Origin of the sequence: Nocardioides agri, assembly GCF_013778305.1 — a bacterium.
GTDB classification, from domain to species: Bacteria; Actinomycetota; Actinomycetes; order Propionibacteriales; family Nocardioidaceae; genus Nocardioides; species Nocardioides agri.
Genome location: NZ_JACEIC010000002.1, coordinates 2,281,086 through 2,306,699, shown reverse-complemented (window position 1 = coordinate 2,306,699; position 25,614 = coordinate 2,281,086). Strand labels below are relative to the sequence as shown.

The 25,614-nt window shown below is 72.8% G+C and carries 21 protein-coding genes; 5 read left to right on the top strand and 16 right to left on the bottom strand.

The features are described from left to right. Positions 1–73: 73 nt before the first annotated feature. Positions 74–940: an Fpg/Nei family DNA glycosylase gene (locus HZF07_RS15660; protein ID WP_181645254.1), complete on the top strand. Its 867-nt coding sequence runs from the start codon at positions 74–76 to the stop codon at positions 938–940. Next, entirely contained in the window at positions 937–1,266 is a 330-nt protein-coding gene (locus tag HZF07_RS15655; RefSeq protein WP_157342850.1) for a rhodanese-like domain-containing protein, read from the top strand. Before HZF07_RS15660 ends, HZF07_RS15655 begins: the two co-directional genes overlap by 4 nt. On the opposite strand, the gene aat is transcribed toward HZF07_RS15655, so the two are convergent. Then, a complete protein-coding gene (gene aat / locus HZF07_RS15650) occupies positions 1,254–1,946 on the bottom strand; it encodes a leucyl/phenylalanyl-tRNA--protein transferase (protein WP_181645253.1) in 693 nt (230 codons plus the stop codon). The two genes, HZF07_RS15655 and aat, sit on opposite strands and share 13 nt — an antisense overlap. A 107-nt stretch (positions 1,947–2,053) precedes the next feature. On the opposite strand from aat, the gene HZF07_RS15645 reads away from it, so the two are divergent. Beyond that, positions 2,054–2,719: an EcsC family protein gene (locus HZF07_RS15645; RefSeq protein ID WP_309504780.1), complete on the top strand. Its 666-nt coding sequence runs from the start codon at positions 2,054–2,056 to the stop codon at positions 2,717–2,719. Here the strand turns inward: HZF07_RS15645 and HZF07_RS15640 are convergent. From HZF07_RS15640 to HZF07_RS15615, 6 genes are read right to left on the bottom strand one after another with little or no spacing between them, the layout of a single operon-like run. After that, positions 2,680–3,894, bottom strand: a complete 1,215-nt coding sequence (locus HZF07_RS15640) for a hypothetical protein (RefSeq protein ID WP_181645252.1) — start codon at positions 3,892–3,894, stop codon at positions 2,680–2,682. The two genes, HZF07_RS15645 and HZF07_RS15640, sit on opposite strands and share 40 nt — an antisense overlap. Beyond that, a complete protein-coding gene (locus tag HZF07_RS15635; RefSeq protein WP_157342848.1) occupies positions 3,891–4,988 on the bottom strand; it encodes a hypothetical protein in 1,098 nt (365 codons plus the stop codon). Before HZF07_RS15635 ends, HZF07_RS15640 begins: the two co-directional genes overlap by 4 nt. Beyond that, on the bottom strand, positions 4,985–6,079 hold the full coding sequence (locus HZF07_RS15630; protein ID WP_157342846.1) for a hypothetical protein: 1,095 nt from the start codon (positions 6,077–6,079) through the stop codon (positions 4,985–4,987). Before HZF07_RS15630 ends, HZF07_RS15635 begins: the two co-directional genes overlap by 4 nt. Then, positions 6,076–7,011, bottom strand: coding sequence for a hydroxymethylglutaryl-CoA lyase (locus HZF07_RS15625; RefSeq protein WP_157342844.1), 936 nt, complete (start codon positions 7,009–7,011; stop codon positions 6,076–6,078). The genes HZF07_RS15630 and HZF07_RS15625 overlap by 4 nt, the downstream gene beginning before the upstream one ends. Further along, a complete protein-coding gene (locus HZF07_RS15620) occupies positions 7,004–8,725 on the bottom strand; it encodes an acetyl/propionyl/methylcrotonyl-CoA carboxylase subunit alpha (RefSeq protein WP_181645251.1) in 1,722 nt (573 codons plus the stop codon). Before HZF07_RS15620 ends, HZF07_RS15625 begins: the two co-directional genes overlap by 8 nt. Before the next feature lie 2 nt (positions 8,726–8,727). Then, the gene (locus HZF07_RS15615; RefSeq protein ID WP_181645250.1) at positions 8,728–10,239 is read right to left on the bottom strand and encodes a carboxyl transferase domain-containing protein; all 1,512 of its coding nucleotides are present in this window, start codon (positions 10,237–10,239) and stop codon (positions 8,728–8,730) included. Positions 10,240–10,322: 83 nt separating this feature from the next. Here HZF07_RS15615 and trxA point away from each other — a divergent pair, with 83 nt between their 5' ends. Further along, a complete protein-coding gene (gene trxA, locus HZF07_RS15610) occupies positions 10,323–10,721 on the top strand; it encodes a thioredoxin (protein ID WP_157342841.1) in 399 nt (132 codons plus the stop codon). 108 nt (positions 10,722–10,829) lie between these two features. Here the strand turns inward: trxA and HZF07_RS15605 are convergent, their stop codons facing one another. Beyond that, entirely contained in the window at positions 10,830–12,395 is a 1,566-nt protein-coding gene (locus HZF07_RS15605) for an HYR domain-containing protein (protein ID WP_157342838.1), read from the bottom strand. Between the two features lie 221 nt (positions 12,396–12,616). Between HZF07_RS15605 and HZF07_RS15600 the strand changes: the two genes are divergently transcribed. Beyond that, positions 12,617–13,159 carry an SACE_7040 family transcriptional regulator gene (locus HZF07_RS15600; protein ID WP_157342837.1) on the top strand — a complete coding sequence of 181 codons (543 nt, stop codon included), beginning with the start codon at positions 12,617–12,619 and terminating at the stop codon, positions 13,157–13,159. On the opposite strand, the gene HZF07_RS15595 is transcribed toward HZF07_RS15600, so the two are convergent. From HZF07_RS15595 to HZF07_RS15560, 8 genes are all read right to left on the bottom strand, one after another. Then, entirely contained in the window at positions 13,128–13,799 is a 672-nt protein-coding gene (locus HZF07_RS15595) for an SWIM zinc finger family protein (RefSeq protein WP_157342835.1), read from the bottom strand. The genes HZF07_RS15600 and HZF07_RS15595 overlap by 32 nt on opposite strands. Continuing rightward, the gene (locus HZF07_RS15590; protein WP_181645249.1) at positions 13,796–16,474 is read right to left on the bottom strand and encodes a DEAD/DEAH box helicase; all 2,679 of its coding nucleotides are present in this window, start codon (positions 16,472–16,474) and stop codon (positions 13,796–13,798) included. The genes HZF07_RS15595 and HZF07_RS15590 overlap by 4 nt, the downstream gene beginning before the upstream one ends. Before the next feature lie 10 nt (positions 16,475–16,484). Continuing rightward, positions 16,485–17,522, bottom strand: a complete 1,038-nt coding sequence (locus HZF07_RS24540; RefSeq protein WP_181645248.1) for a zinc-binding dehydrogenase — start codon at positions 17,520–17,522, stop codon at positions 16,485–16,487. A 112-nt stretch (positions 17,523–17,634) separates the two neighbouring features. Beyond that, positions 17,635–18,870 carry an MFS transporter gene (locus HZF07_RS15580; protein ID WP_157342833.1) on the bottom strand — a complete coding sequence of 412 codons (1,236 nt, stop codon included), beginning with the start codon at positions 18,868–18,870 and terminating at the stop codon, positions 17,635–17,637. Further along, positions 18,867–19,622 carry a respiratory nitrate reductase subunit gamma gene (narI, locus tag HZF07_RS15575; RefSeq protein ID WP_157342831.1) on the bottom strand — a complete coding sequence of 252 codons (756 nt, stop codon included), beginning with the start codon at positions 19,620–19,622 and terminating at the stop codon, positions 18,867–18,869. The genes HZF07_RS15580 and narI overlap by 4 nt, the downstream gene beginning before the upstream one ends. Beyond that, complete coding sequence (gene narJ / locus HZF07_RS15570; RefSeq protein WP_157342829.1) at positions 19,622–20,242, bottom strand: nitrate reductase molybdenum cofactor assembly chaperone; 621 nt, start codon at positions 20,240–20,242, stop codon at positions 19,622–19,624. Before narJ ends, narI begins: the two co-directional genes overlap by 1 nt. Beyond that, positions 20,239–21,909 carry a nitrate reductase subunit beta gene (gene narH / locus HZF07_RS15565; RefSeq protein WP_157342827.1) on the bottom strand — a complete coding sequence of 557 codons (1,671 nt, stop codon included), beginning with the start codon at positions 21,907–21,909 and terminating at the stop codon, positions 20,239–20,241. The genes narJ and narH overlap by 4 nt, the downstream gene beginning before the upstream one ends. Further along, on the bottom strand, positions 21,909–25,544 hold the full coding sequence (locus HZF07_RS15560; RefSeq protein WP_198346406.1) for a nitrate reductase subunit alpha: 3,636 nt from the start codon (positions 25,542–25,544) through the stop codon (positions 21,909–21,911). The genes narH and HZF07_RS15560 overlap by 1 nt, the downstream gene beginning before the upstream one ends. Between the last annotated feature and the right edge of the window lie 70 nt (positions 25,545–25,614).

Sequence of the window (25,614 nt, the reverse complement as noted above, 5' to 3'; positions counted from 1 at the left end):
ACAGGTCCGTCCCGAGGATCGGCGGCCGGGTCGACGACCTGAGCGGTCGGCGGACCTGCCTAGACTCGACCGCGTGCCCGAGCTGCCCGAGGTGGAAGCGCTGGCCCTCGACCTGAAGGGCCGGCTCGACGGGCACGCCATCGCCCGGATCCACGTGGCCCAGTTCAGCGCGCTCAAGACCTTCGACCCGCCGCTGTCGGCGCTCGAGGGGACGCTGGTCGACGACGTGACCCGGCACGGCAAGTTCCTCGACATCGACGCCTCGGGCACCCACCTCGTGCTGCACCTCGCCCGGGCCGGCTGGGTGCGCTGGCGCGACGAGGTGCCCACGATCCCCCCGAAGCCGAGCACGAAGTCGACGCTCGCGCTCCGGGTGGTGCTCGACGACCAGTCCGGCCTCGACGTCACCGAGGCCGGCACCCGCAAGAGCCTCGCGGCCTACGTCGTGCGCGACGCCCACGACGTGCCCGGCATCGCCAGCCTCGGCCCGGACCCGCTCACCGACGACTTCACCGTCGACGTCCTCAAGGCGATCCTCCAGAAGGAGGGCGGCAAGCAGCTCAAGGGCGTGCTCCGCCACCAGGGCACGATCGCGGGCATCGGCAACGCCTACTCCGACGAGATCCTGCACGCCGCGCGGATGTCGCCGTTCAAGCCGGCCGGGCACCTCACCGACGACGAGGTGCAGGTGCTCTACGACGCGCTGCGCACGACGCTCGGCGACGCCGTCGAGCGCAGCCGCGGCCTCGCGGCCAGCGAGCTCAAGGGCGAGAAGAAGTCCAACCTCGCGGTCCACGGCCGCACCGGCGAGAAGTGCCCCGTCTGCGGCGACACCGTGCGCGAGGTGTCCTTCGCCGACTCCAGCCTCCAGTACTGCCCCACCTGCCAGACCGGCGGCAAGCCGCTGGCCGACCGAAGAATGAGCAAGCTCCTCAAATGATCCCCACCGTCTCCATCGACAACGTCCCCGACCCGCTCCCCGAGGGCCTCACCGTGCTCGACGTGCGCGAGCCCGTCGAGTGGCAGCACGGCCACATCGACGGCGCGGTGCACATCCCGCTCTCGCTGCTGCCCGTGCGCGTCGGCGAGCTGCCCGCCGCGCAGACGCTCGTGGTCTGCAAGGTCGGCGGCCGCTCGGCGCAGGCCGTGATGTGGCTCCAGCAGCAGGGCTACGACGCGGTCAACCTCGACGGCGGCATGCTCGACTGGGCCGGCGCCGGCCGGCCGATGGTCAGCGAGACCGGCCAGCCACCTCAGGTGGTCTGACCGCACAGCGCCGCCGGCAGCGGCGCGCGCAGCGCCCGCGCGAGCCGGCGCAGGTAGGCCTCCCGGCTCACCTCGACGACGCCCAACGACTCCAGGTGCGGCGTGGTCCACTGCACGTCGAGCAGCCGGGCGGCCGCGTGCCGGTCGCGCAGCCGCTCGACGAGCCCGACGAGCGCGACCTTCGACGCGTCCCGCTCCCGGTGGAACATCGACTCCCCGGCGAAGAGGCCGCCGATGGCGACGCCGTACAGCCCGCCCACGAGCCGGCCCCCGCGCCACGCCTCCACCGAGTGCGCCCAGCCGAGGTCGTGCAGCCGCTGGTAGGCCGTGCGGATGTCGTCGTCGATCCAGCCCGACGGCCGCGACGGATCGGCACAGGCCGCGACCACCTCGGCGAACGCGGTGTCGACACGGATCTCGAACTCCCGCACCGAGCGGCGCAGCGACCGCGAGACGACGAGGTCGTCGAGCGGCAGCACGCCGCGGCGGATCGGGCTGAACCAGTACATCGGGTCACCCGCGGTGCCGGACGGCATCGGGAACAGCCCGCAGCGGTACGCCGCGAGCAGCGTGCCTGGCTCGAGGTCGGCGCCGATGCCGACCAGGTCGTCGAGCGGGTCGTAGCCGGCCGGATCGCCGAACGACCAGCGCGACGGCGGGGGCTCGGTGGGCGCAGGCACGGGACGACCGTAGCCGCGACTGCGTCGCACCTGACCGCACGGTCGCACGCCGGCCCGAATCGCGACGCTGCGGTCAGGTGCGACGGGCGGCCCGTACGATCGGGGACGTGGGCAAGGGCAGCAGCATCACGGCGGCGGCCGGCCGGGCCCTCGTGCCGCGCCTGCCCGCGCTCGCGCCGGACCTGAACGCGTCGTTCGTCGGGGAGGCCCTGCACCGCGCGGTCCACGGCGTCGGGCCGCTGGCCCCCGCCGCGGTCGCCGCGGAGAAGGCGGGCACCACCCGCAGGATCATCGACGACCACGTCCGCCTCGCCGGCGCGCAGGGGATGCTCACCAGCGTCGGTGGCGTCTTCACGGCGATCGTCACGATCCCGGCGAACGTCACCGGCCTGGCGCTGCTGCAGATCCGCATGGTCGCGGCCATCGCCCACCTCCACGGCTACGACGTCGAGGACCCGCGCACCCAGAACGCGGTGCTCGCGTGCCTGCTCGGCGAGGACAAGGTCGACGCGCTGGTGCTGGCGAGGAGGATCCCCGCCACGCCGATGGCGCTCGCGACGGCCCCGGTCCACGACCCCGGCATCGCCCGGGTGCTGTCGGCCGAGGTCACCTCGGAGCTCGTCGCCCGGGTCGGCGGCAAGCGGGCGGCGCTGGCCGCGGTCCGGAAGGTGCCACTCGTCGGGGGCGTCGTCGGCATGGGCGCCGACGGGCTCGCGACCTACCAGGTCGGCGCCTACGCGGCCGGGGAGCTGCGCCCGCGCAACCGCCGGTAGGCCTTGAGCGCGGTGCCGCCCAGCCGGCCGCCCTGGAGCCGGCGCACGGTCCGCTCGCGCCAGCGGTACGTCGGGCGCAGGTAGCTGCGCTCCAGCGCCTTCTGGGTCTCCAGCAGCTCGTGCTGCAGCTCGCCCTCGCGCCGCTTGAGCCTCGCGCTCTCGAGCAGCACGGCCTTGAGCGCGTCGACCGCGGCGGCGGCGACCTGGGCCTCGTCGGGGTGGTCGGGGTCGACGTAGTCGAACGCGGGCGGGGCACCCACGAGGTCGTGCAGGTCGCCGATCACGTCGTAGCCCCGGCGCTCGATCTCGGCGATCCAGGACGACGTGACCTCCTGGACCCAGGGGTGCATCTCGGGCGGCAGCGACAGCCGGGGCGAGTCCCGGCGGCGGGACAGCGTCTGGTGGGCGAGCAGCTCGCGGACCAGCGGCCGGTAGTCGGCAGGCTCGAGCTCGTGGTTGGCGGCGCGGTTGAGCCGGCGCAGCAGCGTGGTCTCGGGCACGCCGAGGGACGGGTTGTGGCGCTCGGCCTCGAGGTCGAGGTCGAGGCCGTCGAGGCCGAAGGCCAGGCTGAAGCGCTTCCACAGCAGGTGCTGGGGGCCGCCGGGCGGGGGGACGGTGACCAGGTGGATGCGCTCCGGCGGCAGGTCGTGGCCCCATCGCTCGAGCAGCTCCGGCAGCTCCTGGACGCCCCAGAACCAGGTGGCGATCCGGCTGTCGCGCTGGGGGTCGCGGACCTGCTCGAGGAACTTCCGGTAGGACAGCGCGGCGCGGTGCTTGACGTTCTCCTGCCACTCGGCGGGGATCTGCCGGGTCAGGTCGCGCACGGAGACGACGAGGTGGACCTCGGTGCCGGACCCGTGCCCCAGCGAGGCCAGCGCCCGCCCGGCCTGCGCCCGCGACGCCGTCGCGAGGATCTCGTGGCTGACGATCGCGGTGCCGTCGTGCTTGCGCACCTTCGTGGCCAGCGTGTCCCACGCGCCGACCGCCTGCGACTCCAGCCCGCCCCACGGGAGCCGCATCAGGTCGAGCGCGGCGAGGAAGTGCGCGTCGAAGCGGTCGGCGGGGTAGAGGATGCCGGCCGAGGCGAGCGCCCGCCGGTTGCGGAACAGCACGTCCTGGAGGTAGGACGTGCCGGTCTTCGGGGTGCCGACGTGCAGCAGGACTCGGGAACTCACGGGGCTTTCTTTTCGAGGAGCAGGCGCATCGCGAGCGCCAGGACGCCGGCGTCCGAGGGCTCCGGGACGCCGTGGCGAGCGACGGGCAGCAGCCCGTCCGGGTTGCCGTGGACAGCGTAGCCAGCGCCGAGCAGGCCGTCGCGGACGCGGCGGCCCTCCCGGCGGGCCCAGCGCAGGTGCCGCTGGGGCAGCACCAGCGGGGCACCGGGGTGGGCGGCCAGGCGGGGCACCAGCACCTCGTGCAGCAGGGCGCGGCGCTGCGGCGGGACCGCCAGCAGGCCGAGCACCTGCCCGACCCGGCGGGCCAGGTCGACGGCGTCGGCGGACAGATCGGGCGCGGCCGCCGGTGGGCGGCGTACCCGCAGCAGGCGCGGCAGCGCGTCGAGGTCGAGCACCACCGCCACCCGCGCGCGTCCGACCTCGTGCGCCCACTCCTCGCAGACCCGCAGCGGGTCCGCGGCGGGCGGCAGCGTGCCGCGGCGCCGGGCGCCGGCGAGGAACTCCGGCCAGGGCGGCGCGCCGTAGGACAGGCTGCGCGCGACCCAGGCGTCGACGGTCATCTGCGCGACGTCGGTGCCGAGGACGTAGACGACCGAGCCGCGGCGGCCCGGGGGCAGCCCGCGGCGGATCAGGTCGGCGCGGCGCGGGGCCGCGAGCACCGGGTCGCCGACCAGGCGGTAGCGCGCCCGCCAGGGCCGCGGGGTGCGCGGCCGCGCCGGCTCGGGCAGGCCGGCGGCGACGACGTCCTCGGCCAGGATCGCCCCGGCGACCCGGAGCAGCTCGTCGTCGGGCAGGTCGGCCGGGTCGACGGGCGGCGGCCCGAACGGGCGCCGGTCGACGGCACCGACGAGCTCCAGGTCGGGGCGGCCGCGACCGGGGGCGCTGGCCTCGAGCACCCGGACCGCGAGGCTCGGCGACACGGGGCCGGCCTCGTTGAGCCGGCGCAGCAGCTCGAGCTGCTGGGCGCCGGGCAGCGTCAGCCCGCCCGCGGGACCGCCGCCGGACCAGTCCTGCCACGGCACGGTGCCGCCGTCGCGGAGGTGCGCCAGCCAGCCCCACGCCCGCCGGATGCCGGGCGTGTCGGGACCGGTCATCGGTCGCGGAGCCGCTCGGCCCCGGCCCGGACCCGGCCGGCGAGCGCCTTGTCCGGGTCCTGGCGGCGCGCGGCCTCGTGGGTCATCGCGGCGAGCGCGTCGAGGGCGGCGTTGAGCTGGCGCTTGCCGGAGACCCGGTCGGGGTCGACGTAGGCATCGTCGTCGGCCGGCGGCACCGGCCGGAGGTCCTCGACGTCGCCGACGACGTGCACGCCGCTGCCCTCGATCCACTCGATCCAGCGCTCGGCCCGCTCGGCGGCCCAGTCGAACCGGTCGGGGGGCAGCCGCACGGTGGCCGACTCGTTCTTGAGCAGCTCGCCCTGGGCCAGCATCTGGCGGATCAGCTCGTCGTACGTCGCCTCGCGGCGGGCCGCGCGGTCCATGCGGCGGTTGAGCTTGCGGATCACCTGCACCTCGGCGGCGCCGAGCGAGCGGTTGGAGCGGTCGCTGTCGAGCGGTGCCCAGGCGGGGTCGATGCCCAGGGCCTCGCACATGCGCAGCCACAGGGGGTCGCCGTGCCGGCTCTGGTCGCCGGCCTGCGGGACCGTGACGACGTGGACCCGCTCGGGCGGCAGCCCGGCGCCCCAGGTGCCGAGCACGCGCGGCAGGTCGAAGGCGCGGCTGAACCAGACCTTCCCGCGCTCCATCCGGTTGAGGTAGCTGGCGTAGGTCCAGGAGCGACCCTGCTTGATGCTCTCCTGCCACGCTGCCGGCACCTGCCGGGCGAGGTCGCGGACGCTGTAGACGACGTGGATCTCGGCGCCGGCGAGGTCGCGCATCGCCCGGGCGACCTGGTGGGGCTGCGCGGGGGCGAGGATCTCGTGGCTGACCACGACGGTGCCGCTGCGGCGCCGGGTCTTGCGCACCAGCGCCGGCCACCCGCCCTCGGCGTGCCCGGCCGGACCGCCCCAGTCCTGGTCGAGCAGGTCGAGCGCGGCGCGGAAGTGGAAGAGAGCGGGGTCGACCAGCGGCGCGGACGGCAGGTGGACGTCGTGCCGGGCGAGGCTCTTCGCGTTGAGGGAGAGCCGGTCCTGCACGTACGTCGTGCCGGTCTTCGGCGCACCGATGTGCAGGTAGACCTTCCGGCTCATGCGGGAGATTGTGCCAGCGCGCGGACGACCGCCGACGGACTGGGGCGTCCGAGGTGGCCGGCCATCCAGACGCTGGTGCTGACGACCTGGTCGAGGTCGACCCCGGTCTCGATGCCCAGACCGCGCAGCATCCAGACCAGGTCCTCGGTGGCGAGGTTGCCCGTGGCGCTCTTCGCGTAGGGGCATCCCCCCAGCCCGCCGGCGCTCGCGTCGTACGTCGTGATGCCGGCGCGGAGCGCGGCGAAGGCGTTGGCGAGAGCCTGCCCGTAGGTGTCGTGGAAGTGCATCGCGAGCTGGTCCACGGACATCCCGGCTCCGCGGAAGCCGTCCACGAGCGCGGTCACGTGCCCGGCGGTCCCGACGCCGATCGTGTCGCCCAGGCTGAGCTGGCTGGCGCCGAGGTCGAAGAGCCGCTTGCCGACGCCGACGACTTGGTCGACCGGCACCGCGCCCTCCCACGGGTCGCCGAAGCACATGGAGACGTAGGCGCGCACGTCGAGGCCGGCGTCGCGCGCCCGACGCACGGTCGGCTCGAACATCGCGAACTGCTCGTCGAGGCTGCGGTTGAGGTTCTTCTGGGCGAAGGTCTCGGTGGCCGAGCCGAAGATCGCGACGTGCCTGGCGCCGAGCTCGAGGGCGCGGTCGAGGCCACGCTCGTTGGGCACCAGCACCGGGCAGTCGCGGCCGGCCTCGCCGAGCAGCTCCATCAGGTCGGCGGCGTCGGCGAGCTGGGGCACCCACTTCGGGTGCACGAAGCTGGTCGCCTCGACGATCGGGAGGCCGGCGGCGAGCAGCCGCTGCACGAACTCGGCCTTCACGCCGGTGGGCACCAGCGCCTTCTCGTTCTGCAGCCCGTCGCGGGGGCCGACCTCGTAGATCGTGACCTGCGACGGCAGGCCGTCGGCGCGGACCGTCATCGGGAGCTCAGTCATCCGGGGTCACCTCCAGGAGGGTGGCACCGAGCGCGACCTGGCTGCCGGTCGTGGCGGTCAGGCCGGCGACGGTGCCGTCGAACGGCGCCTTGAGGGCCAGCTCCATCTTCATCGCCTCGAGCACGACCAGCACCTGCCCGGCCTCGACCCGGGCACCGTCCGCGACCCGGACCTCGAGCACGGTGCCCGGCATCGGCGCCGTGATCGCGCCGTCGCCGAGGTCGGCCGCGTGGTCACCGAAGACGTCGGGGCGGGCGAAGACGAAGCGCTGCCCCTGGTGCACGACCTCGACGTGGTCGGTGCGGACGTCGACGACCGGTCGGTGGTGCGGCTCGGGTCCGTCGAGGGTCACCCGCTCGTCGAGGTCGATGACGACGGGCGCGGCGTCCCCGCCGAGCCGGAAGCCGTCGCTGCGGAAGGGGCCGCTCTCCTCGCGGCGGGCGAGGAACACCTCCCAGGCGGCGGCCTCGCGGGCTGGGCCGGGCTCCGGTGCCGGCACGTCGTGCCGGTCGAGCCAGGCGGTGTCGATGACCGCGTCGCGGAACTCGTCGCTGGCGACGAGCGCGCGGAGGAAGCCGACGTTGGTGGTCAGCCCGAGGATCGCGGTGTCGTCGAGCGCGTCGACCAGCGCGGTGCGGGCCTCCTCGCGGGTGGCGGCGTGGGCGATCACCTTGCCGAGCATCGGGTCGTACGCCGTGCTGACGACCTGGCCGCTCTCGAGGGCGTGGTCGACCCGGACGCTGGTCGGCCACTCGACGTACGTCGCGCGCCCAGCCTGCGGCAGGAAGCCGGCGAAGGAGTCCTCGGCGTAGACCCGAGCCTCGATGGCGTGGCCGTCGACGACAACGTCCTCCTGGGCGATCGGCAGCGGCTCGCCGGCGGCGACCCGCAGCTGCAGCTCGACGAGGTCGAGGCCGGTGATCGCCTCGGTGACGGGGTGCTCGACCTGGAGCCGGGTGTTCATCTCCAGGAAGTAGGGCTCGCCCGTGCTCTCGTCGAGCAGGAACTCGACCGTGCCCGCATTGCGGTAGCCGACCTGCTCGGCCAGCGCGACGGCGCTGCTGGTGACCAGGGCGCGGACCTCGGGCGTGATCGTCGGCGCCGGAGCCTCCTCCAGCACCTTCTGGTGCCGGCGCTGGGTCGAGCAGTCGCGCTCCCAGAGGTGGATCGCGGTGCCGTGGGCGTCGGCCATCACCTGCACCTCGATGTGCCGGCCCCGCTCGACGTACTTCTCGATGAGCAGGGTGTCGTCGCCGAAGGCGCTGCGGGCCTCGCGGGCGGCCGCGGCCTTGGCCTCCTCGAGGTCGGCCTCGTCGCGCACCACGCGCATGCCCTTGCCGCCTCCGCCGGCGGCTGCCTTGACCAGCACCGGGAAGCCGGCGTCCTCACCGCGCGGCACGACGGGTACGCCGGCCGCGACCGCGATCTCGCGGGCGTGGTCCTTGCGGGCCATCGCCTCCATGGCCTCGGGCGGCGGGCCGATCCAGGCGAGTCCCGCGTCGGCCACCGCACGGGCGAAGCCGGGGTTCTCCGACAGGAAGCCGTAGCCGGGGTGCACGGCCTGGGCACCGGCCGCCACGGCCTGGGCGACCTGGGCGGCGGGGTCGAGGTAGTCGCCGGTGCTGACGGTCGCCGCGATGCCCAGCCGGTGGCAGGTGCGCGCGACCCGGGCGGCGATCTCGCCGCGGTTGGCGATGAAGACTGAGCTGAACACGGTCACATCCTGAAGACGCCGTAGGAGGGTGCGAGCACCGGCGCGTTGGCGGCGGCCGCGAGGCCCATGCCGAGGACGCGGCGGGTGTCGGCGGGGTCGATGATCCCGTCGTCCCACAGGCGGGCGCTCGCGTAGTAGGGCGAGCCCTGGGTCTCGTACTGCTCGCGGATCGGCGCCTTGAAGTCCTCGTCGTCCGGCTTGCCGGCGACGGTGGCGAGCACGCTCGCGGCCTGCTCGCCGCCCATCACGGAGATCCGGGCGTTGGGCCACATCCACAGGAAGCGCGGGTCGTAGGCGCGGCCGCACATGCCGTAGTTGCCGGCGCCGAACGAGCCGCCGATGACGACGGTGAACTTCGGGACCACCGAGCAGGCGACCGCGGTGACGAGCTTGGCGCCGTCCTTGGCGATGCCGCCGTTCTCGTACTCGCGGCCGACCATGAAGCCGGAGATGTTCTGGAGGAACACCAGCGGGATGCCGCGCTGGTTGCACAGCTCGATGAAGTGCGCGCCCTTGAGCGCCGACTCGCTGAAGAGGATGCCGTTGTTGGCGATGATGCCGACCGGGTGGCCCCAGATATGCGCGAAGCCGGTGACGAGGGTGTCGCCGTAGAGCTTCTTGAACTCGTGGAAGCGGCTGCCGTCGACGATCCGGCGGATCACCTCGCGCACGTCGTAGGGCGTCCGGGTGTCGGCCGGCACGACGTCGTAGAGCGTGCTCGGGTCCTCGTGGGGCTCCTCGACCTCGACGACCTCCCACGGCGCGGCGCCCGACCGCGGCAGGGTGCCGACGATGCTGCGCACGATCGCGAGCGCGTGGGCGTCGTCCTCGGCGAGGTGGTCGACGACGCCGGAGGTGCGGGCGTGCACGTCGCCGCCGCCGAGCTCCTCGGCGGTCACGACCTCGCCGGTCGCGGCCTTCACCAGCGGCGGGCCGCCGAGGAAGATCGTGCCCTGGTTGCGCACGATGACGGTCTCGTCCGACATGGCCGGCACGTAGGCGCCGCCGGCCGTGCAGGAGCCCATGACGCTGGCGATCTGCGGGATGCCGCGCGCGGAGAGGTTGGCCTGGTTGAAGAAGATCCGGCCGAAGTGCTCGCGGTCCGGGAAGACCTCGTCCTGCATCGGCAGGAACGCGCCGCCGGAGTCGACGAGGTAGACGCACGGCAGGTGGTTGTCGCTGGCGACCGTCTGCGCGCGCAGGTGCTTCTTGACCGTCATCGGATAGTAGGTGCCGCCCTTGACCGTCGCGTCGTTGGCGACGACCACGACCTCACGCCCGGCGACCCGCCCGATGCCGGTCACGACGCCGGCGGACGGCACGCCCCCGCCGTACATCTCGTACGCCGCCAGCGGGCTGAGCTCCAGGAACGGGCTGCCGGGGTCGAGCAGCCGGTCGACGCGATCGCGCACCAGCAGCTTGCCGCGATCGGTGTGCTTCTGGCGGGCCGCCTCGCTGCCGCCCTGCCGTGCCGTCGCGAGCCGCGCTCGCAGCTCGTCCACCAGCTCCCTCATCTGACTCACCCTGTCAGGTTAGCGATCATTAACCTGCGGGTCCACCGCGGAACATCCACGCCGGTCGCGCCGTTGGGGAGTGCATGGCCACCACCACACTGACCGCTGACACGTTCGAGCAGACCGTCGTCGAGGGCGGCATCGTCCTCGTCGACTTCTGGGCGTCGTGGTGCGGACCGTGCCGGCAGTTCGCGCCGGTGTTCGAGGCCGCCGCCGACCGGCACACCGACGTCGTGTTCGGCAAGGTCGACACCGAGGCGGAGCAGTCGCTCGCGGCCGCGGCGCAGATCACCTCGATCCCGACGCTGATGGCCTTCCGCGACGGCATCCTGGTCTTCAGCCAGCCCGGCGCCCTCCCCGCCCCCGCCCTCGAGCAGGTCATCACGGCGGTCAAGGAGCTCGACATGGACGACGTACGCCGCCAGATCGCCGAGCAGCAGGACGGCGCTCAGGGCGGCGCTCAGGGCGGCGCGCAGGGCTGAGCGCAGGGCTGAGCGCAGGGCTGAGCGCAGGGCTGAGCGCAGGGCTGAGCGCAGGGCTGAGCAGTGGGGCGGAGGACCAGGTCCTCCGCCCCACTCCCACTCAACGGATCACTTCGGCGGCGGGGGCACCCGGCACGCGACCGGGTCCGAGGTGTTGCCGCTGAAGTCTGTGGCGTAGACCTCCGCGTCACCGTTGCCGGTGACCTTGAGGATGCCGCCGGGCATCGCCTTGCTCGACGGCTTGGCGCCGTTCTCGGTGTACTTGATCCTCTGCCCGGACGAGAACGGACCCCAGACGGTGCCGGTGCCGGTGTCGCGCAGGAAGACCCGCGGGGCGGCGTCGACCGCGTCGGTGCCCTGGAGGAGGTAGAAGCCGTCCGGGTTGTGCGAGGACGGGATCGTGCCGCCCGGGTTCGGGCCCTCCGGGCAGGCGACGGCGGGCGCCGTGGTGTCGACGACCGTGATCGTGCCGGTGCCGGAGCCGGTGTTGCCGGCGGCGTCGGTCGCCTCGCAGGTGACCGCGGTCGCGCCGAGGGCGAAGACGCTGCCCGACGGTGGCACGCAGGTCGGCGTCAACGGCCCGTCGACGTTGTCGACCGCGCTGGCGGCGTAGGAGACCGTCGCGCCGGCGGGGCCGGTGGCCTCGACGGTCTTGCTCTCGACGGTGACGACCGGCGGGGTGACGTCGTTGACCGCGATCTCGACGGTCTGCACGAACTCCGGGCCGGGCAGCTCGCCGTTGACCAGGAAGTTCGTCGTGCAGGTGACGGTGTCGCCCTGCGGCGCGGCGCCGGTGAGCGCGATCGTCTCGCCGAAGGTCGTGGTGTCACCGGACGTGACGGTCTTCGACGGTGCGTCGAACGTCAGCGAGACGCCGGTGTCGCAGGTCGTGGTGTGGGTGACGACAGCCGGCAGGTTCTGCAGCTCGCTGAGGATCGTGGCCGCGACCTGGTCCGGGTTCGCGGCCGCCAGGGTGCCACCGGTCGCCGCGGTCACCCGGGTGGCCTGCCCGGACGCGTCGAGCCGCGGGGCGCCGCTGAGGTTGGGGACGTTGATCGCGATCACGCGGATGCCGGCGCTCACGAGCCCGTCCCGCGCCGCGGTCTCGGTGAACCCGAGCGACGGGTCGTGGCTCGGCGCATCGCCGAACATCACCAGCACGCGGGTGCTGTCGGGACGGAAGCTGATCGTGGTCGGGACCCGTCCCAGGGCGCCGATCCAGTCCTCGGGCTCGTCGCCGCCACCGCCGGCCACCCAGGCGTTGATGCCGGTCACGACGTCGGCGGCGTTGCCGGTGAGCTGCTGGTCGACCCGGTAGCCGAACGCCGCGGCGGCCTCGTCCTTGTACTCGGCGACCGCGAACCGTGCGCCCGGCTGGGCGCCCTGGATGTTGGCGACGATCGCGCTCGCGTTGGTGCGCACGTTGGCGATGCTGGTGCCCATGCTGCCGGTGGTGTCCGCCATCAGCACGATGTCGGGGATCGGCGGGATCGGCGGCGTCTCCACCGTCTTGGTGATCGTGACCGACGCCCCCGGGTCGAGGGCGTCGGAGTAGCTGCTCGGGCTCACGCCCGGTGCTGCGCTCGCCGCGGCCGTGGCCACGACGGAGAGGACGGCGGTTGCCGCCGCCAGTGGTAGTGCGCGGGCCGCCAGAGCCCGAGATCCTGCGGACATCAGCATGTTCCTTCCGGATGCGTCTGTCCCCCACCGCGACGCTAGGGACCGCAGACGTCGGCCCGCATGACGCGGGCGGCCCGGATCCGGATGACCCGACCGCGCCATTGCCCTGCCTCCTGGGCCCACCCGCATGTCGGCACGGGCATAGGTCGGACGTCGCCGCGTCCGGTCAGGCGACGTCGCGCAGCCGCGGGGTTAACCGCCACTAACCTGGGGGCATGAGCCGCCGCGACCAGATCCTCGAGACCGCGGCCGAGCTGTTCGCGGCGCGCGGCTTCCACGGCGTCTCCGTGGCGGACCTGGGCGCGGCGTGCGGGATCTCCGGGCCGGCGCTCTACAAGCACTTCGACTCCAAGCAGGCCATGCTCGCCGAGATGCTGGTCTCGATCAGCGAGGAGCTGTTGAGCGTCGGCCGGCAGCGCGTCGACGCGGCCGGCACCCCCGGCGCCGCCCTCGACGCCCTGGTCGACTGGCACGTCGACTTCGCGCTCCGGCACCGGCCGCTCATCGTGGTCCAGGACCGCGACTGGGAGTCGCTGCCCCCCGAGGCCCGCGAGCGGGTGCGCTCCCTGCAGCGCGCGTACGTCGACCTCTGGGCCGCGCAGCTGCGCGCGCTCGACGAGGCGCGTGACCTCGACACCGCGCGGGCGATGGCGCACGCGGCCTTCGGGCTGATCAACTCCACCCCGCACTCCGGGCTGCTCCCCGACGAGCAGATGCGCGGCGTGCTCACGACGATGGCGCTGGGGGCGCTTCGCTGACCGGCTCGTCCTCGTCGAGGATCCGCGCGGCGTAGAGCGCCGCCTCGACCGCGAGGTCGAGGTCGCGGTCGTCGCCCGCCGGCGCGACCTGGCGGGCGTGCAGCCGGCCGAGGAGCTCGTCGCGGGGCAGCCCGCGCAGCGCGAAGAGCAGCAGCGGGTCGGCGTCGACCAGCCACGCCAGCTGGTAGAGCACCGCCAGCGCGTGCACGCAGGGATCGGCCCAGTGGTCGCAGCCGCAGGCCCCGCCGAGCTCGGGTCCGGCCGGCAGCAGCTCGGCGCCCGCGTCCTCCGCCTGCTCGACCAGGTCGTGCGGCAGCTCGCCGGCCAGCAGCGCGGCCACCCGGCCGGCCTCCGCGGCCACCGTCTCGACCAGTGCGGAGATGCCGGCGTCGTCGAGCAGCGGCATGGTGCCGTCGACGGTCCACAGGCCGCGGGCGTCCTCGACCGACGCGACGAAACGCCCCGGCTCGGTGGCGATCTGCCCGACATGGCCGGCGCGGGCCAGCGCCCGGGCGGAGCGCAGGTCGGCGTCGGCGTACGCCGCCTCCTCGACCGCCCGGACCCACGCCTTGCCCCACCAGGTCGCGGCGCGGGCGGCGCCGCGGCGGGCCGGGACGCGCGGGTGCAGGACCCTGGTCATTCCTCGGCCGCCTCCGGCCTGAGGGTGACGAGCTCGCGCAGCTCGTCGTTGCTCAGCTCGGTCAGGGCCGCCTCGCCGCGGCCGAGCACCGCATCGGCGATTGCCCGCTTGCGGCTGAGCATCTCGGCGATCCTCTCCTCGATCGTGCCGCGGGTGACCATCCTGTGCACCTGCACCGGCCGGGTCTGGCCGATGCGGTAGGCGCGGTCGGTCGCCTGCTCCTCGACGGCCGGGTTCCACCACCGATCCACGTGGATCACGTGGTCGGCGCGGGTGAGGTTGAGACCGGTGCCGCCGGCCTTGAGCGACAGCAGGAAGACGGGGGCCGCGCCGGCCTGGAACCGCTTGACCATCGCCTCGCGCTCGCGGACCGGGGTGCCACCGTGCAGGAACTGGTGCGGGACGCCGGCGCGCCCCAGGTGGCTCTCCAGCAGCCGCGCCATCGCGACGTACTGCGTGAAGACCAGCGCGGCGCCGTCCTCGGCGAGCACCGTGCCGAGCAGCTCGTCGAGCAGGTCGATCTTCTGCGACCGCCCCTGGAGGCGGCCGGTCGACTCCTTGAGGAAGTGCGCCGGGTGGTTGCAGATCTGCTTGAGCCCGGTGAGCAGCTTGAGCACCAGTCCGCGGCGGGTGTCCTCGTCGGCGCGCTCGATGCGCTCCATGATGTCGCGGACGAACGACTCGTAGAGCACGACCTGCTCGCGGGTCAGCCCGATCCGGTGGTCGGTCTCGGTCTTGGCGGGGAGCTCGGGCGCGATGCCCGGGTCGGACTTGCGGCGGCGCAGCAGGAACGGCCCGATCAGGTCCGCGAACTGCCGGGCCTTGGAGGGCTCGCGCCCCGACTCGATCGGCCCCGCCCACACCTTGCGGAAGGCGTTGCGGCTGCCGAGCAGCCCGGGCGTGGCCCAGTCGAGGATCGCCCACAGCTCGGTGAGGTTGTTCTCGACCGGCGTGCCGGTCAGCGCGACCCGCGCCTGGCTCGGGATCGTGCGCAGCGCCCGCGCCGTCGACGTACGGGGGTTCTTGACGTGCTGGGCCTCGTCGGCGACCACGAGGTCCCACTCGAGCTCGGCCAGCCGGGCGGCGTCGCGCTGCATGGTGCCGTACGTCGTGAGCACGAACCCGTCGCCCGCTCCGTCGAGCTCACGGGCGCTGCCGTGGAAGCGGACCACCGGGGTGCCGGGGGCGAACCGGCCCACCTCGTCCTCCCAGTTGCCGAGCAGGCTGGCCGGACAGACCACGAGCGTCGGGCCGGACGCCCCGGTCTCGCGGCGGTGCAGGTGCAGCGCGATCAGCGTGATCGTCTTGCCCAGGCCCATGTCGTCGGCCAGGCAGGCTCCGAGCCCGAGCGAGGTGAGCTCGGCGAGCCAGGTGAGGCCGTGACGCTGGTAGTCGCGCAGCGTGGCCGTCAGCGCGACGGGCGGCTCGACCGGCTCGCGGGTCGCGGCCGTGAGCAGCTGCTCGCGGACCTTGAGCAGCGAGGCGCCGACGATCACCTGCTCCTGCTTGCCCTCGTCGGGACCGACCTGGACGACGCCGGTCAGGGCGGCGGCCACGGCCTCGGCGGGCTTCGCGGTGCGCAGCAGCCGCTTGCGTGCCTTCCTCGCGATCGCCGGGTCGACCACGGTCCAGTTGCCGCGCAGCCGCATCAGCGGCGTGGCGGACGACGCGAGCTGGTCCATCTCCTCGTCGGTGAGCGGGTCGCCGTGGAGCGCCACCTGCCACCGGAAGGCGAAGAGCGACTCGGTGCCGAGCAGCGGCTGGTTGAGCGGCTCCTCCCGGGAGCCGGCGGGCGACACCTTGTCCAGGGTCGCGGTCGCGCTCAGGTCACGGCCGAGGCTGCGCGGCCACAGCACGTCGACCCCGCGCTCGCGGAGGTCGCCCACGCCGGCGTCGAGGAGGCTCACGATCTCGTCGGTGTCGAGCACGAGCTGGTCGGGCACCCGCAGCTCGAGCAGCCGGTCGAGCACCGGCCAGGCGTCGGCCGCGGCACGCAGCGCGATCGTCGCGTGGGTGCGGGCCCGCTCGCCGAACCCGTGCACCTCGGCGCCGTCGAGCCACAGCGATGACAGGTCGCAGAGGTGGAGCGGGTTCTGCTCGTCGTGCACCTGCGGGACCAGACGCACGGCGCCCGCGACCAGCTCCTCCTCGTCGGCCTCGACCCGGATCGAGAGCCGCACCAGCTGCGGCAGGTCGCTCGGCTCCACGCGGCGGTGCCGGGCCAGCCGGGTCTGGAGCCGCTGCTCGAACGTCGGCCCGCGCGGCGCCGCCGGCGCGCGCTCGGGCACCTCGACCGGCGGCTGCCGCGGCATCGCGTCGACGATCGCGTCGATGAGGTCGCGCACCACCCGCTCGTCGTCGCGCTGGGCACGGGCCAGCATCTCGATGCGGTCCTCGTCGTCGGCGTCGAGCCCGCTGGCCCGCCAGTGCGGCGGGCTCCCGACGGGTGCGAACTTGCCGGCGGCCACCAACCGCATCCCCAGCAGCGCCGCGCCGCTGAGCAGACCGACGCTCGGGTGCAGGTCGTCACGGTTGCGCGCCTTGGTGAGCACCGGGATCGCCGCCCGTACCGGCAGCGCCACCGTGCGCCGGGCATCGGTGAACTCGATGACCCCCTCCCGCGGCGGCTCGCCGGCGCGGAACGTCGCCGGGCCGGTGAGGGGGACGAAGGACACGACCTAGAAACTAGCCGGGCACGACGACAGTGATGCCGGCGAGCGTCGCCCGGTCGAAGACCGGGAGCAGCCGGGCCGCCTCCTCCAGACCGATGGTCCGCTCCACTAGCCGGTCGGGGCGCAGGGTGCCCTGCTCGATCAGCGCCAGCATCTCGGGGTAGTCGGCGGCCGCCATGCCGTGGCTGCCGAGCAGGTCGAGCTCCCAGCCGATCGCCCGCGCCATCGGGACCCGCGGATGGCCGTCCACGGGCGGCAGCAGCCCGACCTGGACGTGCCGCCCGCGCCGCCGGAGGCTCAGGATCGCGTCCGCGCAGGTCTGCTCGCTGCCGACCGCGTCGACGGAGACGTGGGCACCGCCCCCGGTCAGGTCGGCCACCGCCGCCGGCACGTCCACGGCGCCCGCGACCACCGTGTGCTGGGCGCCGAGGCCGGCGGCCACCGCGAGCGCCTCGGGGTTGCGGTCCACGGCGACGACCCGCGCACCGAGGGCGTGCGCGATCATCACGGCGCTCAGGCCGACCCCGCCCGCGCCGACGACGGTCACCCACTCGCCGGGTCGCAGCCGGGCGCGGCCGACGAGCGCCCGGTACGCCGTGGCGAACCGGCAGCCGAGCCCCGCCGCGGTGGCGAAGTCGACGTCGCCGGGCAGCGCCACGAGGTTGTGGTCCGCCGCGTGCAGCGCGACCCGCTCGGCGAAGGAACCCCAGTAGGTGAAGCCCGGCTGCTCCTGCTCGGGACAGACCTGGGCGTCCCCGGCGCGGCACCACTCGCAGCGGCCGCAGCCGCACACGAACGGCACCGTCACCCGGTCGCCGACCCGCCACCGCCCGACGCCGGCACCGACCTCGCTGACCACACCGGCGAGCTCGTGGCCGGGGACGTGGGGGAAGACGATGTCCTCGTCGTGCCCGGCCCAGCCGTGCCAGTCGCTGCGGCACATGCCGGTCGCCATGACCCGGACGACGACGCCGCCGTCCGGCGCGACCGGGTCCGCCACCTCCCGCACCGCGGGCACTGCTCGGACCGAGTCGACGACGATGGCGCGCACGCCGTCATCGTGTCAGGCGGTTGGGGCCAGCCACTCCTCAGGCTCTCCTGTCACTTCTCAGGCGTTGCAACGGCCGAGAAGTGACGGGATCACCGGTGCACCGGTGATTCCGTCACCGCCCGCCATCCCCCACCGGCTCCTTCCTCCTGACGCCGAACAGCGTGTAGAGCAACGCGACGATCGCGGTGACGCAGAGCAGCACCAGTCCGATCGTGTAGCTGTGGTCGGCCTCGTCGTACGTCGCGCCCATCACCAGCGGCGGGAAGAAGCCGCCGAGGCCACCGGCCGCGCCGACGATGCCGGCGACGCTGCCGACCCGCTCCTTCGGTGCGGTCGCCGCGACCCAGGCGAAGACGCCGCCGGTGCCCAGGCCCAGGAACGCCGCCATCAGCACGAACGAGATGCCGGCCGGGATCTCCGGCTGCGGCTGGAGGGCGACGATCACGGCCATCACGGCCGCACCGGCGAAGGACGTCGCGGCCACGGCGCGGGGGCCGACGCGGTCGGAGAGCACGCCACCGACCGGCCGCATGATGACCGCCGCGATCGCGAAGCCCGCGGTGCGGGTGCCGGCCTGGGTGAGGTCGAAGTCGTAGACGTCCTTGAGGTACGTCGGCAGGTAGGTCGAGAAGGCGACGAACCCGCCGAACGCCACGGCGTACAGGAACGACATCGACCAGGTGACCGGCAGCTTCGCGGCCGCCACCAGCTTGGGGACCACCGGATCGGTGTTCGCCGACCAGGCGGGCGAGTCCCGCATGGCCGACCAGACGACGAGCGCGACCACCACCAGCGCGACCGCGATGATCACGTGCGTCACGCCGTAACCGAACCAGGTGACGAAGCGCGGGGTGAAGAACGACGACAGCGCGGTGCCCCCCATGCCGGCGCCGAAGACCCCGGTCGCGAAGCCACGCCGGTCGGCGGTGAACCATGCGTTCACGAAGGGGATGCCGACCGCGAACGTCGTGCCGCCGATGCCGAGGAAGAAGCCGAAGAGCAGCAGCAGGCCGTAGGACTCCTGCCTGCCGGCGAAGCCGACCAGCACCACGAACGGCGCGGTCGCCAGCAGCAGCACCGTGAACATCAACCGGCCACCGAACTTGTCGGTCAGCGCGCCGGCGAGGATCCGGCCGAGCGAGCCCACCAGCACCGGCGTCGCCACCAGCAGCGACTTCTCACCGGAGGTCAGGCCCAGGCTCTCGGTGTAGCGCACGCCCAGCGGCGCGATCATGTTCCAGGCCCAGAAGCTGATCGCGAACGCGAGGGTCGCGAGCGCGAGGTTCTTGCTCTGCCCGCGGGTGAGGTCGGGGCCGACGGTCGCCGCCGAACCGCTCGATTGGCTCATCGGTTGCTCCTGTCTCGGTCCGTCGTGCCGACGGGGCTCCAGCCGGGGCGCGGGCGCCCGGTCGGCGCCGGCGTCCGGGCGTCGCGGCTGCGGTAGACGATGTAGGGACGGAAGAGGTAGTGCACCGGCGCGGTGAACGCGTGCACGAGCCGGGTGAACGGCCAGGCCGCGAAGAGCAGCAGCGCGACCAGCACGTGGATGTGGAACTGGACCGGCGCCGCCGCCATCGCCTCGACGTCGGGCTGCAGGGTGAAGAGCGAGCGGAACCACGGCGAGACCGTCTCGCGGTAGTTGTGCGCCTCCTGGCCGGCACCGACCGATACCAGCGTGGTCCACAGGCCGAGCGTGATCGCGCCGACGAGCAGCACGTACATGACCTTGTCGTTGGTGGTGGTCGCCATGAAGACCGGACCGGTCCTCCGCCGCCGCACCACCAGGATGAGGATCCCGACGAGCGTGCAGACGCCAGCGATGCCGCCGAAGAGCAGCGCATTGAAGTGGTAGATGCTCTCGGAGATCCCGACCTTCTCGGTCCAGTCCTCCGGGATGACCAGGCCGCCGACGTGGCCGATGAACACCATCAGGATGCCGAAGTGGAAGAGGGGCGACCCGATCCGCAGCAGCCGCGACTCGTAGAGCTGCGAGGACCGCGTGGTCCAGCCGAACTTGTCGTAGCGGTAGCGCCAGATCGTGCCGAGCACGAGCGTCGCCAGCACGAGGTAGGGGAGGACCCCCCAGAGCAGCACGTCCATCAGCGGCCTCCGGCCAGAGGAAGGAGTCTCGGGTCCCCGTTGACGAGATAGGGCTCGAGGCCCACGGTCTCCATCGGCGGCCCCCCGACCAACGCCTGGACGGCGGCCCGGTCCTTGGGCGAGGCACCGGGCAGCGTCGCGCAGACGGCGGCCACGACCGCGGCGTACGGCGTGCCGTCCTCCTCGAGCCCGATCCGGAGCAGCTCGAGGCTGGGGCGGTACTCCCGCAGCAGCGCCTCGCCGCCCTCGGGGTCCGCGACCGCGGCGTACTCGAGCACCATGGGCAGGTAGTCGGGCAGCTCACCGGAGGTGTCCACGAGGAAGCCGCTCGCGCGGTAGGCGGCTTTGAAGCGGCCGAGCACCTCCCCGCGGCGGCGGGTGTCACCGTCGGTCCAGTAGGACAGATAGAGCGCGTGCCGGCGGGACAGGTCGAAGACCTCGACGTACTGCCGCTCCAGCACCTCCAGCGGCGTCCGCTCGACGTGGTCGAGGAACCCGTCGAGCGTCGCGACTCGCTGCTCGCCGAGCGCGGCGCGAATCACCGGCACCCGGTCGAGCAGCGCTTGGTCAGGGTAGGCGAGCAGGTACGACGCGGCCTGCCGGACGACCCGCGCCCTCATGCTGTGGGCTCCTGCCGCTTCTCGGGGAAGAGGCCGGCCGGGGTGCCGTTGCCGTCCCAGTTGAGGAGGTTCACCCGGCCCCGCAGCTCCTCGTCGCCGGCCGGCCGGTCGGTGGTCTGTCGCTGCTTGAGCGCGTGGAAGTTCTCGACCGCGACCGGCACCGGGCGGCCGCTCGCCTCGCCGAACGGGCCCGAGTCGTACATGCCCGGGCCGTCCTCGAAGTCCAGCGAGCAGCCGATCTCCTCGAGCTCGTGTGCCTGCTCGACGTGGGCCTTGGGGATCACGTAGCGCTCGTCGTACTTGGCGATCGCCATCAGCCGGTACATCTCGTACATCGACTCCTCGGTCATCCCGACCGCCTCCGGGATGGAGCCGTCGGGGTCGCGACCGAGGTTGACGCCGCGCATGTAGGCGCGCATCGCGGCGAGCTTGCGCAGCACGCCGTCGACGACCTCGGTGTCGCCCGCGGTGAAGAGCTCGGCGAGGTACTCCACCGGGATCCGCAGCGCGTCGATCGCGCCGAAGAGCACGTCGCGGTCCTCGGCGTCGTGGCCCTGCTCGGAGAGCAGGTCGACCACCGGCGAGAGCGGCGGGACGTACCAGACCATCGGCATCGTCCGGTACTCCGGATGGAGGGGCAGCGCGACGCGGTACCTCTTCGCGAGCGCATAGACCGGCGAGCGGCGAGCGGCCTCCAGCCAGTCCTCGGCGATGCCCTGCTCCCGAGCGGCGGCGATGACCGCCGGGTCCTCCGGGTCGAGGAGCAGGTCCATCTGCGCCTCGTAGAGGTCCTTCTCGTCGGGCACCGACGCGGCGGCGGTGACCGCGTCAGCGTCGTAGAGGAAGAGGCCGAGGTAGCGCAGTCGGCCGACGCAGGTCTCGGCGCACACGGTCGGGATGCCGACCTCGATGCGCGGGTAGCAGAACGTGCACTTCTCGGCCTTGCCGGACTTGTGGTTGAAGTAGACCTTCTTGTACGGGCAGCCGGTGATGCACTGACGCCACCCGCGGCAGCGATCCTGGTCGACCAGGACGATGCCGTCCTCCTCGCGCTTGTAGATCGCGCCCGACGGGCAGGACGCCATGCACGAGGGGTTCAGGCAGTGCTCGCAGATCCGCGGCAGGTAGAACATGAACGTCTGCTCGAACTCGAACTTGATCTTGTCCTCGGACTCCTTGCGGATCCGCTGCACGATCGGGTCGAGGTGGCCCATCTCCGAGGCGCCGCCGAGGTTGTCGTCCCAGTTGGCCGACCAGGTGATCTTGGTGTCCTCGCCGGTGATCAGCGACTTCGGCCGGGCGACCGGGAAGTCGTCGCCGAGCGGCGCCTCGATCAGCGTCTTGTAGTCGTAGGTCCACGGCTCGTAGTAGTCCTTGAGCTCGGGCTGCACCGGGCTGGCGAAGATCGACAGCAACCGCTTGAACCGGCCACCGGTCTTCAGCTGCAGCCGGCCGCGCTTGTTGATCTCCCACCCGCCCTGCCACTGCTCCTGGTCCTCGTAGCGGCGCGGGTAGCCCTGGCCGGGCCGGGTCTCCACGTTGTTGAACCAGACGTACTCGGTGCCGGCGCGGTTGGTCCAGGCCTGCTTGCAGGTGACCGAGCACGTGTGGCACCCGATGCACTTGTCGAGATTCATCACCATGCCCATCTGGGCCATGACGCGCATCAGTAGGTCACCTCCTGGGAGCGCTTGCGGATCGTCGTCACCATGTCGCGCTGGTTGCCGGTGGGGCCCAGGTAGTTGAACGTGTAGGACAGCTGGGCGTAGCCGCCGATCAGGTGCGTCGGCTTCACCAGCAGGCGGGTCACGGAGTTGTGGATGCCGCCGCGGCGGCCGGTGGCCTCGGACTTCGGCACGTCGATCGTGCGCTCCTGCGCGTGGTAGACGTACACGACGCCGGCCGGCATCTTGTGGCTGACGATCGCTCGGGCGACCAGGACGCCGTTCTCGTTGGTGCACTCGACCCACTCGTTGTCGTGCACCTCGATGGCAGCCGCGTCCTGCGGGCTCATCCAGACCGTCGGCCCGCCTCGGGAGAGCGAGAGCATGAAGAGGTTGTCCTGGTACTCCGAGTGGATCGACCACTTCGAGTGCGGCGTCAGGTAGCGCACGGTGATCGAGAGGCCATCCGGCCCGAGCGCCGGCTCACCGAAGAGCCGCTGCATGTCGAGCGGTGGCCGGTAGATCGGCAGCGCCTCGCCCACGTCGGTCATCCAGTCGTGGTCGAGGTAGAAGTGCATCCGCCCGGTGAGGGTGTGGAAGGGCTTGTGCCGCTCGATGTTCACGGTGAACGGCGCGTAGCGGCGGCCGCCGGTCTCGGATCCCGACCACTCCGGTGAGGTGATGACCGGGACCGGCGCGGCCTGGGTGTCGGCGAAGCTGATCCGCTTCTCCTCCGACCCCTCGGCGAGGTCGTGCAGCTTCCTGCCGGTCCGCTCCTCCAGCGTCTTGAAACCCTGGACGGCGAGCGCGCCGTTGGTCGTGCCGGAGAAGCGCAGGATCGCCTCCGCGAGGTGCTGGTCGGTCGCGATCGACGGTCGTCCGGCGCCGGCACCCGCGGACATGACGCCGTTGCTCCTCGCGAGCGCCTCGACCTGCTCCTCGAGCCGGTAGGTGACGTTCTTGACCGTGAAGCCGAGCTCGTCGGCGAGCGGCCCGACGCTCCCGAGCTTGTCGGCGATCGCGGTGTAGTCGCGCTCGACGACCTGGAAGACCGGCGTCGTGTCGTAGGGATCGCGCGGCGTCTCGCCCGGGGTGTCGTGCTGCAGCGGGACGCTCACCAGGTCCTTGCGGGTGCCGAGGTGCTTCTGCGACAGCTCGGAGAGCCGCTGCGCGATCGCGTGGAACGCCTCGAAGTCGGTGCGCGCCTCCCACGGCGGATCGATCGCCGGGCTGAACGCGTGCACGAAGGGGTGCATGTCGGTCGAGGAGAGGTCGTGCTTCTCGTACCAGGTCGCCGCCGGCAGCACGACGTCGGAGAGCAGCGTCGTCGACGTCATCCGGAAGTCGGCGGAGACGAGCAGGTCGAGCTTCCCCTCGGGAGTCTCGTCGTGCCAGGCGACCTCCTGGGGTCGTGGGGCGGTGGGGTTCTCCGACCCGAGCACGTTCGCGTGGGTGCCGAGCAGGTTCTTGAGGAAGTACTCGTTGCCCTTGGCGCTCGAGCCGAACAGGTTGGAGCGCCAGAGCACCAGCGTGCGCGGCCAGGACTCGGGCGCGTCGATGTCGGCGATCGCCGGCTTCAGGCGTCCCGCCGCCAGCGCGTCCTTCACGTACTGCGCCGGGTCGTCGGCCGTCGCCGCCTCCTCGCCGACGTCGAGCGAGCTCCGGTCGAACTGCGGGTAGAAGGGCATCCAGCCCTTGCGTGCGGACTCGGCGATGACGTCGGCGGTGTGCTTGTCCTTGAGGTGGCCCTTGGCCAGCGGCGAGCTCAGCGAGTCGGCGGAGTAGCCGTCGGTGCGCCACTGGCCGGTGTGCATGTACCAGAACGAGGTGCCGGTCATCGTGCGCGGCGGTCGGCTCCAGTCCAGGCCGTTGGCCAGCGAGATCCAGCCGGTGATCGGGCGGCACTTCTCCTGCCCGACGTAGTGCGCCCAGCCGCCGCCGTTGCGGCCCATCGAGCCGGTGAGGATCAGCAGCGACAGGATCGCCCGGTAGGTCGCGTCGCCGTGGAACCACTGGCAGATGCCGGCGCCCATGATGATCATCGAACGGCCGCCGGACTCCTCGGCGTTGCGCGCGAACTCGCGCGCGATCCGGATGCACTGCTCGGCGGGGACGTTCGTGCGCTCGGCCTGCCAGGCCGGGGTGTACGGCGTGCTCGCGTCGTCGTAGCCGGTCGGCCAGTCGCCGGGGAGGCCATCGCGTGCCACGCCGTACTGGGCGAGCATCAGGTCGAAGACCGTGGTGACCCGGTGGCCGCCGACGACCCGGGTCGGGACACCGCGCCGTAGGACGGAGCCGGAGCCGTCGGCCTCGGTGAAGGCGGGCAGCAGGACCTCGGTCGCCTCGCTGCCGTCGCCGGCCAGCGTCAGCGTCGGGCTGACGCCCTCGAGGTCGAGGTTCCACCGGCCCTTGCCGGACTCGGCGTACCGGAACCCCATCGAGCCGTTGGGCACGACCGGCTGCCCGGTGGCGCCGTCCATCAGCACGGTCTTCCACGCGTCCTCGTCGGCAGTGCCGCCGAGGTCCCTGGCAGTGAGGAACTTGCCGGGCACGAGACCGCCCTGCTCGTGGTCCTCGAGGCGGATCAGGAACGGCAGGTCGGTGTACTGCTGCACGTAGTCGATGAAGAACGGCGTGCGCCGGTCGACGAGGAACTCCTTGAGGATCACGTGCCCCATCGCCATCGCGAGGGCTGCGTCGGTGCCGGCCTGGGCGGGCATCCACTCGTCGGCGAACTTGGTGTTGTCGGCGTAGTCGGGGCTGACCGTGACGACCTTGGTGCCGCGGTAGCGGACCTCGGCCATCCAGTGCGCGTCGGGGGTGCGGGTGACGGGGACGTTGGAGCCCCACATCATCAGGTACGACGCGTCCCACCAGTCCCCGGACTCGGGGACGTCGGTCTGGTCGCCGAAGACCTGCGGGCTGGCGACGGGCAGGTCGGCGTACCAGTCGTAGAACGACGTCATCACGCCGCCGATGAGCTGGATGAACCGGGTGCCGACGCAGTGGCTGACCATCGACATGGCGGGGATCGGCGAGAATCCGGTGCAGCGGTCGGGTCCGTGGGTCTTGATGGTGTGCACGTGGGCGGCGGCGACCATGTCGATCGCGTCGCGCCAGCCCACCCGCACGAGACCGCCCTTGCCGCGGGCCTGCTGGTACTTCCGGCGCTTCACCGGGTCGTCGACGATCTCGGCCCAGGCCTCGACGGAGTCGCCGATCCGGTCGCGGGCCTCGCGGAACATCTCGACGAGCACGCCTCGCGCGTACGGGTAGCGGACCCGGGTCGGCGAGTAGGTGTACCAGGAGAACGCCGCGCCTCGAGGGCAGCCGCGCGGTTCGTACTCCGGCCGGTCCGGCCCGACGGACGGGTAGTCGGTCTCCTGGCTCTCCCAGGTGATGATCCCGTCCTTGACGTAGACCTTCCACGAGCAGGATCCGGTGCAGTTCACCCCGTGCGTCGACCGGACGACCTTGTCGTGGCTCCACCGGTCCCGATAGAAGACGTCGCCCGCGCGGCCGCCCCTGCGGAACACCGCCCTGCCGTCGTCGCTCTCCTCCCACCGAGTGAAGAACCGCCCTGCCCGCAGGAGTGCATCGCTGCCGGGCCCGTCGAGACCTGCTCGAGCCATGCCCATCAACGTAGGGACGCGCCGTCGTCCGTGTAAAGGACGAAGGTCCCGACCTCAGGACTCGTTGCCTAGGCTC